General features: G+C 69.0%; 7 protein-coding genes. 5 read left to right on the top strand and 2 right to left on the bottom strand.

The window, feature by feature from the left end; all coding sequences use genetic code 11:
- The first annotated feature begins 84 nt into the window (after positions 1 to 84).
- Positions 85 to 723 carry a DsbA family protein gene (locus tag ABIE08_RS00360; protein ID WP_266332964.1) on the top strand — a complete coding sequence of 213 codons (639 nt, stop codon included), beginning with the start codon at positions 85 to 87 and terminating at the stop codon, positions 721 to 723.
- Positions 724 to 900: 177 nt separating this feature from the next.
- Positions 901 to 4,362, top strand: a complete 3,462-nt coding sequence (gene smc / locus ABIE08_RS00355) for a chromosome segregation protein SMC (protein ID WP_354547911.1) — start codon at positions 901 to 903, stop codon at positions 4,360 to 4,362.
- A gap of 56 nt (positions 4,363 to 4,418) precedes the next feature.
- On the opposite strand, the gene ABIE08_RS00350 is transcribed toward smc, so the two are convergent.
- The gene (locus ABIE08_RS00350) at positions 4,419 to 5,234 is read right to left on the bottom strand and encodes a class I SAM-dependent methyltransferase (protein ID WP_354547909.1); all 816 of its coding nucleotides are present in this window, start codon (positions 5,232 to 5,234) and stop codon (positions 4,419 to 4,421) included.
- 241 nt (positions 5,235 to 5,475) lie between these two features.
- Here ABIE08_RS00350 and ABIE08_RS00345 point away from each other — a divergent pair, with 241 nt between their 5' ends.
- Together ABIE08_RS00345 and mutY are read left to right on the top strand one after the other, a co-directional pair.
- The gene (locus ABIE08_RS00345) at positions 5,476 to 7,104 is read left to right on the top strand and encodes an ABC-F family ATP-binding cassette domain-containing protein (RefSeq protein WP_354547907.1); all 1,629 of its coding nucleotides are present in this window, start codon (positions 5,476 to 5,478) and stop codon (positions 7,102 to 7,104) included.
- A gap of 7 nt (positions 7,105 to 7,111) precedes the next feature.
- Positions 7,112 to 8,203 (top strand): A/G-specific adenine glycosylase, encoded by a 1,092-nt coding sequence (gene mutY / locus ABIE08_RS00340; RefSeq protein WP_354547905.1) that lies wholly within the window; start codon positions 7,112 to 7,114, stop codon positions 8,201 to 8,203.
- Between the two features lie 43 nt (positions 8,204 to 8,246).
- Here the strand turns inward: mutY and ABIE08_RS00335 are convergent, their stop codons facing one another.
- Complete coding sequence (locus ABIE08_RS00335) at positions 8,247 to 11,330, bottom strand: hypothetical protein (RefSeq protein ID WP_354547903.1); 3,084 nt, start codon at positions 11,328 to 11,330, stop codon at positions 8,247 to 8,249.
- 359 nt (positions 11,331 to 11,689) lie between these two features.
- Between ABIE08_RS00335 and ABIE08_RS00330 the strand changes: the two genes are divergently transcribed.
- A complete protein-coding gene (locus ABIE08_RS00330) occupies positions 11,690 to 12,304 on the top strand; it encodes an HAD-IA family hydrolase (RefSeq protein WP_354547902.1) in 615 nt (204 codons plus the stop codon).
- Positions 12,305 to 12,344: the final 40 nt, after the last annotated feature.

The raw sequence follows: 12,344 nt of genomic DNA, 5'->3' as shown, positions 1-12,344 counted from the left end.
TGTGGTAGGTTTCCCGCCAAGCGTGTCATTCGTTCCGCTGTCCGGACGCCATAGCAGCGCCGGGGCAAAAGGAGATGCAGGATCTTGAAGTTCAATCGCAGACAGTTTCTCGGCCAGGCTGGTGTCGGCGTTCTCGCCATCGGCGCCGTTTCGATGCTGCCGGCTTCGGCCCAGGCCGCGGACACGGTCGACCTCGCAGCATTGCTGAAGCCGGGCCCGCTTGGCGACAACATGATGGGCGATCCCAAGGCCCCCATCACGGTCGTCGAGTACATGTCGCTGACCTGCTCGCACTGCAAGCATTTCCACGACACGACCTGGAAGCCCTTCAAAGAGAAGTACATCGACACGGGCAAGGTCCACTTCATCATGCGGGATTTCCCGCTCGATCCGCTGGCCACAGCCGCGATCATGCTGGCGCATTCCGCGCCCAACGATAACTTCTTCCCGATGGTCGACCTGCTGTTCGACCAGCAGGAGAAGTGGGCTTTCGTCGAGAACCCGGTTCCCGCCCTACTCGACCTCGCCAAGCAGGTCGGCTTCACGCAGGAGACCTTCGAGCTCACCCTGAAGAACCAGGCCCTGCTCGATGCGGTGAACGCGGTCAAGGAACGCGGCGCGAACGAGTTCGGCGTCAATTCTACCCCGACCTTCTTCATCAACGGGTCCAGGCATCCGGGTGCTCTCTCGATCGAGGAAATGGACAAGCTGCTGGCCGGCTGACCGGCGGCACCGGATCGTATCCAGTCTCGCGAGGGCGCGCTGGCGCCCTTGCGAGCCTTCCTGTCTGTCTGTCCCGACGACCGGCCCTCTCGACCCTGGGAGGGCTTTTGCTATGCAGTTGTTCCGCTTGCCGTCCCTCCGCTCGCAGCCCCTCCCCTCCAGGCCCGGTACCGCGTCATGAAATTCACGCGGCTCCGCGTCCACGGCTTCAAGTCCTTTGTCGAAGGGACCGATTTCCTGATCGAGCCTGGGCTTACCGGCGTGGTCGGCCCGAACGGCTGTGGAAAATCCAATCTCGTCGAAGCGCTACGCTGGGTGATGGGCGAGAGCTCGTACAAGAACATGCGCGCGTCCGGCATGGACGACGTCATTTTCGCCGGCAGCGGCAAGCGCCCGGCGCGCAACACCGCCGAAGTGACGCTCGTCGTCGACAATCAGGACCGGATGGCGCCCGCCGCCTTCAACGATGCCGACATCCTGGAAGTGACGCGCCGGATCGAGCGCGAATCGGGCTCGGTCTACAAGATCAACGGCAAGGACGTCCGCGCCCGCGACGTGCAGTTGCTGTTCGCCGACGCCTCGACCGGCGCCCGCTCTCCGGCCATGGTGGGCCAGGGGCGCATCGGCGAGCTGATCTCGGCCAAGCCGCAGGCTCGCCGCGCGGTGCTCGAAGAGGCGGCCGGCATTTCAGGGCTCTATTCCCGCCGCAACGAGGCCGAGCTTCGCCTGCGCGCCGCCGAGCAGAACCTGGAGCGGCTGGAAGACGTGCTCTCCGAGCTCGAGAACCAGCTCGAGGCGTTGAAGCGCCAGGCGCGGCAGGCCAACCGCTACCGCAACCTTTCTGCCGATATCCGCAAGACGGAAGCGACCGTCCTTTACCTGCGCATGCTCGCCGCCGCCGTGCAGATGCGCGACGCGGAAACGGCGCTGCAGGCGGCGGGCGAAACCGTGGTGGCCCGCAGCGAAGCGCAGGCTCGCGCGGCCCGCGACCAGGCCGTCGCCGCCAGCAAGCTGCCGGCGCTGCGTGAGGCCGAGGCCGGATCCGCGGCGGCGCTCCAGCGCCTGACGCTCGCCCGCGACGCGCTCGACGCCGATGAAAAGCGGATGAAGGAGCGGCTGGTCGACCTCGACCGCCGGCTCGCCCAGCTCAACGAGGACATCCTTCGCGAAGAGCGCATGGTGCGGGAGAACGCGGACATCCTCGCAAGGCTGGACGCAGAGGAACAGACGCTCCGGGCCGAGGGCGCCGAGGCTGTCGACAAGCAGGCTTCGGCCAATGAGGCGCGCGGCCTCGCCGAGGTCCGGCTCGCGGAAACCGAGCGCAAGCTCGCCGAGGCGACCGCCGCCCATGCCGCGATCGCGGCGCGGAAATCCGAGCTGGAGCGCGCGCATCGCGAGACCGGCGAGCGCACCGCCCGCGCCCGCAACCAGCTTGCGGAAGTCGACCGGGAACTGACGGCGCTGGTCAGCCAGATCGCCGCCTTGCCGGGCGTAGCCCCGGCGCAGGCAGCGGTCGCCGCCGGCGAGGGAGCGGTTGCGGAGGCCGATGCCAAGGCCCAGGCGGCAGAGCGCCAGACGGCGCAGGCCCGCGAGAGCGAGACCGCCGCCCGTGCGCCGCTGGCGGAAGCCGAGCGCGCGCTTTCGGGCATCGAGACGGAAGCGCGAACGCTCGCCAAGATCCTGGGATCCGGGGCGCCGGCGGGCAAGCGCCCGCCCCTGCTCGACACGCTCTCCGTCGCCAAGGGCTTCGAGGCAGCGCTGGCGGCTGCCTTCGGCGATGCGCTCGACGCCTCCGACGACCTCGCCATGGTCGCGCATTGGCGCGATGTCGCGGCGCTGGGCGACGACCCCGCCCTCCCCGCCGGCGCGCAGCCGCTTGCCGCCAAGGTCAAGGCGCCCGACGTGCTGGCCCGCGCGCTGGCCCAGACCGGGCTGGTCGCCCGCGCCGATGGCCCGGCGCTGCAGAAATCGTTGAAGACCGGCCAGCTTCTGGTCTCGCGCGAGGGCGACCTCTGGCGCTGGGACGGCTATGTCGCCACCGCCGAAGCGCCGACGGCCGCCGCCATGCGCCTCGCCAACCGCAACCGTCTGGCCGAGTTGCAGGAAGCGGCGATCGGCGCCCGCGCCGAGGTGGAAAAACACCAGGCCGGATTGGCGCAGGCAGCGCTTGCCGCCCGCACCGCGCAGGAACAGGAGCGGATGGTGCGCGAGGCCGGCCGCGCCGCGCAGCGCACGCTGGACGAAGCGCGCAGCCGCCTCGCCGCCGTCGAGCGCGAGGCCGGCCGCCTGACCAGCCGGCGCACGGCGCTGGAGGAATCGCGCGAGCGCGTCGTCGCTTCCGTTACCGAGACCGAAGCGCAGCACGCCAGCGCCGCCAGCGCGCTCGCCGACGCGGCCGACCCGCTCGCGGCGCAGCAGGACGTCATGATCCTGCGCGGCACGGTCGCCGAGGAGCGCGGTGCGCTCTCCGAAGCCCGCGCCGCCGCCGATGGCCTGACGCGGGAGTCGGAAGTGCGTCGGCGCCGCCTGGAGTCGATGGCGGCGGAACGCAAGAACTGGCAGGAACGCGCCCTCAACGCCGAGAGCCAGGGCCGCATCCTGGCCGGCCGGCGCAAGGAGATCGAGACCGAACGCGCCGGCCTTGCCGACGCCCCGGCCGAGATCGAGCAGAAGCGGCGGGCGCTGCTTTCCGAAATCACCCGGGCGGAGGCCGCCAAGCGCGATGCCGCCGACGCGCTGCGCGAAGGCGAGCAGGCGCTGGCCGGCTTCGACCGCGCCTCACAGGACGCCATGACGGCGCTTTCCGAGGCGCGCGAGCAGCGCGGTCGCGGCGAAGAGCGGTTGAAGGCGACGCAGGAGCGCCGGCTTGAGATCGAGGCGCGCATCCTCGAAATCCTCGATTGCGAGCCGCATGAGGTGGTGAAGCTCGCCGAGATCGATGCTTCCGCGCCGATGCCGGACCTTGGACAGCTGGAGACCCGCCTCGACCGGCTCCGGCAGGAGCGCGAAAAGCTTGGCGGCGTCAACCTGCGCGCCGATGACGAGGCGGTGGAAGTCGCCGGCCGGCGCGAGGCGCTGATCAAGGATCGCGACGATCTGATCGAGGCGATCCGCCGTCTCCGTCAGGGCATCGCCAGCCTCAACCGCGAGGGCCGCGAGCGCCTGCTCGCCGCCTTCGACGTGGTGAACGGTCACTTCCAGCGGCTGTTCACCCATCTCTTCGGCGGCGGCGCGGCCGAACTGCAGCTGACCGAATCGGACGATCCGCTGGAAGCCGGCCTCGAAATCATGGCCAGCCCGCCCGGCAAGAAGCCGCAGACCATGACGCTGCTTTCGGGCGGCGAGCAGGCGCTGACGGCGATGGCACTGATCTTCGCCGTGTTCCTGACCAACCCGGCGCCGATCTGCGTACTCGACGAGGTCGACGCCCCGCTCGACGACCACAATGTCGAGCGCTTCTGCAACCTGCTGGACGAGATGGCGCGGACGACCGACACCCGCTTCGTCACCATCACCCACAACCCGATCACCATGGCGCGGATGAACCGCCTGTTCGGCGTGACGATGGGCGAGCGCGGCGTCAGCCAGCTGGTTTCGGTCGACCTCGAAACGGCCGAGCAGTTCCGCGAGGCGGGCTGAGTCGCGCCGCTATCGGCGCGGCTTTTTGGCCATCGGCGGCGCGCTCGCTCGCAGCTCTATTCCGGCTTGCTGGCCTGGAACACCAGTATTTTCAGCGGCATGCGGGCGGGATCCTTGCCGAACGCAGCATGCAGCGCCGCGACGATCGCATCGACGATATCGTCGGGATCGACGCCGCCCCGCGCCCGGATTTCAGCGATCGCCGGGTTGCCGTAGATCAGACCGCGCGCGAAGGCCTGGGCATCGCGGATCACGCCGCGCCTTGCCACGAACTCCGTCTTGATGTCGACAAAGCCGGCCTCGGCCAGCGAAGCGCGGATCGGCTCGGGATCCGAGCAGGAAAAAGGAACCTTGTAGAATTGCGGCGGGTCGTCCGGGAAAAAGCCGGCCACGACTTCGTGCGCGATGCGGCCGAACGGATTGTCGGCATGCGAGCCCCAGGTGTTGAAGTGATAGACGCCGCCCGGCTCCAGCACGCGAAACACCTCGCGATTGCAGCGGTCCTTGTCGGGGAAGAACATCACGCCGAACTGGCAGGCGACGACATCGAAGGAATTGTCCCGGAACGGCAGCAACATCGCGTCGGCGGTCTGGAACTCGACCTGCTCGCCGGGCCGGAACTTCGACTGGGCGAGGTCCAGCATCGGCGCGTTGAGATCTGTGACCGTGAGGCGCACGCTGGCCGGAAGGCGGTCGCGCAGCTTGCGGGAGAGAATGCCCGTGCCGGCCGCGATTTCCAGCACCAGCGCCGGGTTGCTCGCCTCGACGCGTCGCGCGAGATCCTCCGCATAGTCGGCAAAGATCACCGGTCCCAGCCCGGCATCGTAGTGCTCGGGGATGTCGCCGACGAAACGTGCTATGTCGCTGCCCATGAATGGCCCTTGGTGCTGTCAAAGAAGATAGAAAAGCGCGGCGGCGTGGCAAGGTTTTGGCGACAAGCCGGCTTTCCACCGGTCTCTTGCCAAGTCGCGGCCGAGGCATTAGGTAGCGTGCACCGACAGGCGCAGGAGTTCAGGACAATGAAGCAGCAGGCATCCGCGACGGCTTAATCGCCGTAATCCGCCTGTCCCTGGCGCGCCGATCCGCGCCCTGCTTCCTTCTCCGGTATCTCCCATGTCTCTTCGCGCCGCCACGTCGCTCGTGGCCCTGCATGGCGTTTCGTTCGCCACCCCCGACGGCCGCCTTCTCCTCGATGGGATCGACCTCGCCTTCGGGCCGGAACGCACCGGCCTCGTCGGCCGCAACGGCGTCGGCAAATCGACCCTCCTGAAGATCATCACCGGCGAAGCCTTGCCTTCCGCCGGCTCGGTCGAGCGTGCCGGCCGGATCGGGCTGCTGCGCCAGACCGTTCAACCCTCTCCCGGCGAGACCGCCGCCACCGCGCTCGGCATCGGCGCCGATCTCGAACGGCTCGACCGGCTGGAGCGCGGGCTCGGCACGGATGAGGACTTTGCCGAGGCGGACTGGTCGCTGGAAGCCCGCCTGGGCGAAGCGCTCGCTGCGGTCGACCTCGCGGGGCTCGATCCGGGGCGGGCGATCGACAGCCTTAGCGGCGGCCAGCGCACCCGGCTCGGGCTCGCCGCGCTGCTTCTGGCCGAGCCCGACTTGATCCTGCTGGACGAGCCGACCAACAATCTCGACGCCGAGGGCCGCGCCGCCGTGGCCCGCATCCTGGCCGGCTGGACAAAGGGCGCGATCGTCGTCAGCCATGACCGGACGCTGCTGCGCGACATGGACCGCATTGTCGAACTCTCGACGCTGGGCGCCCGCATCTATGGCGGCAATTACGACCTCTATGCCGAGCGCAAATCAGCCGAACGGGCGAGCGCCGCGCGCGATCTGGAGAGCGCCCGGAACGAGGCGAAGGCGACGGAGCGCCGGATCCAGGCCAGCGTCGAGCGCCAGCAGAAGCGCGACGGTCGCGGCGCGAAGAATCGCGCCCGGAACGACCAGCCGAAGATCCTGCTCGACGCCAAGCACGATCGCAGCGAGCGCACCGCCGGCGCGATCGGCCAGCGCGCCGAACACCAGCGACAGGAGGCGGCGGAGCAGCTTTCCAGCGCTGAAGCCGAGGTCGAGCGCATCGAGACGCTGGCATTGCGCCTGCCCTCGACCAAGCTGCCGGCGAGCCGGATTGTGCTCGCTTTCGACAAGGTCGCGTTCGCCTATCCCGACCGCCCCGCCATCCTCCGCGATTTCAGCCTCACCCTAACCGGGCCGGAGCGCGTGGCGCTGGTCGGCGCGAACGGGGCCGGCAAATCGACCTTGCTGAAGCTCGCCGCCGGCGAACTGCAGCCAACGGTGGGAATGGTGCAGCGGCCCGTCCCGAGCGCCATGCTCACCCAGAGCGTCGATTTTCTCGATCCAGCCCTGTCGATCGTCGAGAATTTCCGCCGCCTCCATCCAGTTGCCAGCCTCAACCATGCCCATGCGGTGCTGGCGCGCTTTCTCTATCGCAACCAGGCGGCGCTGAAGCCGGTGCATGCGCTTTCCGGCGGCGAGATACTTCGGGCCGGGCTTGCCTGCGTGCTGGGCGGCGCGACGCCGCCGGGCCTGCTCATCCTCGACGAGCCGACCAACCATCTCGATCTCGATTCGATCGCGGCGATCGAGGCGGCGCTGCGCGAATTCGACGGCGCGCTGCTGGTCGCCAGCCATGATGCGGATTTCCTTGATGCCATCGGGATCGAACGTCGCATCCCCTTCCCGCTCGCTGGCGCAGCAACACCGTTTCCAGCATGATCCCGGCATGATTCAGCCCGTCAGCCCGCCCCGTCCCGCCGATCTGCTCGCCTGGTACGATCGTCATGCCCGCTGGCTTCCCTGGCGGACGCCGCCGGCCGAACGTTGCGCCGGAGTGAAGCCCGATCCCTACCGGGTCTGGCTTTCGGAGATCATGCTGCAGCAGACCAACGTCACGACGGTGAAGCCCTATTTCGAGGCGTTCCTCGCGCGCTGGCCGACGGTCGCCGACCTCGCGGCCGCGCCAACGGAAGACGTCTTGAAGGCCTGGGCCGGACTTGGCTATTATTCGCGCGCCCGCAATTTGAAGGCCTGCGCCGATGCCGTGGTGCGCGAGCATGGCGGCCGCTTCCCCGAAAGCGCCGCGGGCCTGCGGGAATTGCCGGGAATCGGCGCCTATACCTCGGCCGCCATCGCCGCGATCGCGCATGACGAACCGGCCGCGGTCGTCGACGGCAATGTCGAGCGCGTGCTGTCCCGCGTCTTCGCCATCGAGACGCCGTTCCCGGCCGCCAAGAAGGAAATCGGCGCGTTGCAGGCGCAGCTGACGCCGGAAAAGCGGGCGGGCGATTATGCGCAGGCGATGATGGATCTAGGCGCCACGCTCTGCACGCCAAAGCGGCCCGCCTGTTCGCTCTGTCCCTGGGAGACCGGCTGCGTCGCCCATGCGCGCGGCACGGAAGAGCTCTATCCGCGCAAGGCGGCCAAGACCGACCGGCCGGAGCGCGCCGGGGCCGCTTTCGTCGCCATCCGCGCCGATGGCGCCATCCTGCTGCGCAAGCGGCCCGAGCGCGGCCTGCTCGGCGGCATGACCGAAGTGCCGGGCTCCGACTGGATCCAGGGTTCGGAGGGATCACGGGGACCCGAAGCGGCGCCGCTCGTCGCCGACTGGCAGCGCGTCGCCGCGCCCGTCATCCATGTCTTCACCCATTTTCGCCTGACGCTCGACATCTGGCATGCCCGCCTGCCGGACACCCATCCCGCTCCGGACGATGCCTGGTGGGCGAGCGCGGCGGAGCTGCCGCATGAAGCGCTGCCCAGCGTGATGAAGAAAGCGATCGAAGCGGCCGCCCCCGGAGCGACCCGCAAACGCAAATGACGGCCGGAGACCGGCCGTCATTCCGCCTGTCAAGGCGTCCCGCCTACTGCGGCGGCTGTTGCTGCTGCAACTGGTCCAACTGTTGCCGGATCATCCGCTGCGGCCGCTGGTTGTCGCCGCCCTGCTGGTTCGGCATGCACTGACCACGACGGAAGGTGGTTCCATCGGGGCAATCCGGCCGCTTGCGTTCCGGCTGCTGGTTCCGTTGCGGCCGGTTGTCTTGCGGCGGCTGGCTATCCTGCTGGGGCCGGTTGTCGCGTTGGCGCTGCGGCTGCACGTCGATGCAGCGGCCGTTGCGCAGGCGCTGGTCCGGCCCGCACTCGACCGGCGCCGGCCGAGCCGGGCGATCCGGCTTCTGGACGTCGGTCGGTATGCAGCGGCCACGGCGCGAGATCGTCCCATCGGCGCAGGCCTGCTGGGGCGGATTGGACCGTACGTCGACGCAGCGACCATTGCGCAGGCGCTGGTCCGGGCCGCAGGCGGCGGGCGTGTTCCGGTCCGGGGTCTGGGCGTCGGTCGGCACGCAACGGCCGCGGCGCGAGATCGTGCCATCGGGGCACTGCTGCTGGGGGTTCTGGATGTCGACGCAACGTCCATTGCGCAGCCGCTGATCCGGCCCGCACTGGGCAGGCGCAGGACGAACCGGCTGGTCCGGATTCTGCACGTCAACCGGAACGCAGCGCCGTCCCTTGCGAACCTGGCCATCCGGGCATTGCGCGGCGGCAATCGGACGGCAGCGGCCATTGTCGGCCCGCTCCTGGCCGCGTGGGCAAGGCCTTGTGTCCGGCGGGGCAACGCAACGGCCGTTATTGTCGCGGATCTGCGGCGGACGGCAATCGCCCTGCGGCGGGACGCAGCGGCCATTGTTGTCGCGGATTTGCGGCGGACGGCATTCGCCTTGCGGGGGAACACACCGGCCGTTGTTGTCGCGCACCAGCGGCGGGCGGCACTCGCCTTGCGGCGGGACGCAGCGGCCATTGTTGTCGCGGATCAGCGGCGGACGGCACTCGCCTTGCGGCGGGACGCACCGGCCGTTGTTGTCGCGGATCAGCGGCGGACGGCACTCGCCCTGCGGCGGAACGCAACGACCGTTGAAGTCGCGCACCATCGGCGGGCGGCACTCGCCCTGCGGCGGAACGCAGCGGCCGTTGAAGTCCCGCACCATCGGCGGGCGGCATTCGCCCTGCGGCGGGACGCAGCGGCCATAGCGGTCCATGAACAGCGGCGGGCGGCAGCCGACCGGCGGCACGCAACGGCCGTTGCGATCCATGAACATGGGAGGACGGCAGCCCTGCGGCGGCAGGCAGCGACCGTCGCGGGTCATGAACATGTCCGGCGGGCAACGCTGCGGAATGCACTGGCCACGGACATAGATTTCGTCGCGCGGGCAGCCGCAATAGCCGTTGGGCAGCCGCACCAGGTCCGGCGGGCAGCGCCAGGGAATGCAGCGCCCGTCAACGAAGGTCTCGTAGCGCTCGCAATGCATCGGCGGGGGCAGGCATTCGCCCCGGATGCGGATCATGTCCGGAGGACAGCCTATGGCGACGCAATAGCCATCGCGGAAGCGCGTGCCGATCGGGCAACTGGGCGGCAGCAGGCAAGCGTCACCAACGAGGAAAGTGCCGACCGGGCAGCCGAGCAGTACCGGCGGCGGCGGAGGCAGCGGTTCGGAGAAGCGCGGCGGTGGCGGCGGCGCCACGGCGCGGCGGCCGGGCGCAGGCGCAGCCTCGCAGGGCAGCGTGACGACGGCGCCCATGTGACCGGAGAAGGCGCTGTCGCCCGGCTTGTCACCATAGGCGATGAACCAGCTGTTGGTCGGCGGGGCGTTGGTGGGCAGCACGAGTTGCGTGTCGTTGCCCTGCAGGCCGTCGACGGGTTCGACGGACGGAGCGTCGCCGAGCAGTTGCTCGCCCGTGGACCAGAGCGTGACGGCGCAGGCGTTCATCTGCATGCGGCCGCTGGAATCATAGCCGCGGCCGAGCGCTACGCCGCCATCGGCATTGCGGTAATCCGGCAGCAGGCCAACCGCATATTGCTCCGGCATGGGCAGCCAGAGACCGGGCTCGGAATCCGGCTGCGCCTTCGGCCGGAAGCGCAGCACGCGGCTGTTGCCGCCCTCCGCGACATTGGTGAAATCATAGGCGCCAGTCGGCGGTGCGCGTTCGGCCGCATAGAGCAGGCCGCGATTGTCGAAGGCGATGGAGGAGACTTCCATGCCGGGTCCGAGCACGTCGACGGCGGTCTCGAAGCGCGCATCGCGGGCGAAGGAGCCGTCGCGGTTGATGCCGACCGACCAGATCTCAGGGCCAGCGGCGACGGAATAGAACAGGCGGTCGCCATGGATCGCGAGCGCGAAGACCAGACGCTCCGGATCGGCGAAGCCCCAGGTCGCGGGCTGCTCGGTATCGAAGGACTGGCTGGCGATATCGACGCGGACGGGTGTAAGCGGCGCTTCGGCCAAGCCGTTGGCCGGGCGCGCTTCCGTGCCATGGTCATAGGTGCCGCGATCGGCGCCGTCGAGGCTGAGCTTGTGGATCAGGCCCGTCGCGCGGTCGGCGACGAAGATCTGCTGGCTGAGCGGGTCGTAGGCAAGACCGCCCAGCGAGGCGGCGGCGTTGGCGCCCTCATCGCCGATATTGGCGAAGAGCGCGACCTGGCCAGTCGTGCCGTCGACGCGCCAGATCGAGGTCGGGCCGCCGCGCTGCTCGGCCGGGCCGAACTGGTTGGGCAGGAAGCTGGCGCCCTGCAGGCCGTGCAGCAGGCGCTTGAAGCCGCCGCCCGACGCATCGGCGAGGCCGATCGACAGGCCATAGGCCGAGGTGGCGGCGAGATAGATCGAAGGCGCCGGCGCATCGTCGAGCGCGACGCCGAAGACCTGGCCAACCTGGCCGGCCTTGACGGTGAAGGGCTTGGACGCTTCGGACAGCCCGCCCTGCGCGCCGAGCCGGGACAGGTCGATGACCCGGGCCGAGGGGCCGTCGGCAGGGATGACGAGGTAATCGAGCGGGTCGGCTCCGCTGGGCGCCTGGCCCGGCGCCGTGCCGGAGAAGCCGGTGACAACAGCGTCCTCGGGGCCGACGATCGCCTGTTGCTGCTGCGCCTGCGCGGGCGCAGCGCCAAAGCCCATGCCGGCCGCCAATAGCAAAAAGGCGCCCGATAGGCGCCGTGTCCACATCCCTGAACGGGAAATAGCCGATCCCGCGCCAGCCACCCGCCGCGCCGCCTTCAAGCCCGTAAGCATGGTCGCCTCTCCCAGAACAGCATCCCGTGGCGAAGGTCGCGGCAAAGGAGGGAAGAGAAGAGCCGCGGTCCCAGACACGAAACAAGCTAATCTTCTTTGGCCGAAATCTACGCCACGGCAGAACTTCCAGCCAGCGGGAACATTATTAAGGCATGCGAAATTGTCAGTGACCGCCTTCACAGCGTCAAGAAGATGGTGAGGGTGGTTGCGAACCTACGATTCCAGGACGCGAGGAGCACCCGCCCGTGAGCGAAATCCAGCACATCGTCTTCGATATCGGCAATGTCTTCCTGCGATGGGATCCCGAGATCCCTTTCAAGCGGCTGATCCCGGACGACGCGACCCGGCAGCAGTTCCTCGCCGAGGTCTGCACGCCGGACTGGAACCTCGAGCAGGATCGCGGCCGCCCCTGGCAGGACGGCGAAGCGGAGCTGGTGACCCGGTTCCCCGAGCACGAGGCGCTGATCCGCGCCTGGAGGGCGCATTGGCACGAAATGGTGCCCGGCTCGCTGGAAGAGGCGACGGTTATCCTGGACGAGCTGATCTCGAGCGGACATGACGTCACCGCCTTGACCAATTTCGCCGAGGACACCTTCACCGAGGCGCAGGAGCGCTTTCCCTATCTGCGCCTGTTTCGCGGCGTCACCGTTTCCGGCCGCGTCGAACTGGTAAAGCCCGATCCCGAAATCTACCGGCTGCATGCCGACACGTTCGGACTCGCCCCGGCCGCGACGCTGTTCTTCGACGACAACGCGGCCAATGTCGAAGCGGCGCGGGCGGCCGGTTGGAAGGCCGAACGCTTCATCGACGCGGCGACGATGCGCGCCGATCTCGCCCGCCACGGCATCAGGGTTTCCTGACACAGCCCGCTTCCCGTCTCCCTCCCGTCCAGCCCGCTTG

Origin of the sequence: Kaistia defluvii (assembly GCF_040548815.1) — a bacterium.
GTDB lineage: Bacteria > Pseudomonadota > Alphaproteobacteria > Rhizobiales > Kaistiaceae > Kaistia > Kaistia defluvii_A.
The sequence above is the reverse complement of the archived record's forward strand: the minus strand, read 5'-3'. Positions and strand labels throughout refer to the sequence as shown.

Excerpts from the sequence above, each read along its gene's own strand:
- ABIE08_RS00345 (WP_354547907.1), top strand. The coding sequence starts at position 5,476 with ATGTCTCTTCGCGCCGCCACGTCGCTCGTGGCCCTGCATGGCGTTTCG.
- ABIE08_RS00350 (WP_354547909.1), bottom strand. The coding sequence starts at position 5,234 with ATGGGCAGCGACATAGCACGTTTCGTCGGCGACATCCCCGAGCACTAC.
- ABIE08_RS00335 (WP_354547903.1), bottom strand. The coding sequence starts at position 11,330 with ATGGGCTTTGGCGCTGCGCCCGCGCAGGCGCAGCAGCAACAGGCGATC.
- mutY (WP_354547905.1), top strand. The coding sequence starts at position 7,112 with ATGATTCAGCCCGTCAGCCCGCCCCGTCCCGCCGATCTGCTCGCCTGG.
- smc (WP_354547911.1), top strand. The coding sequence starts at position 901 with ATGAAATTCACGCGGCTCCGCGTCCACGGCTTCAAGTCCTTTGTCGAA.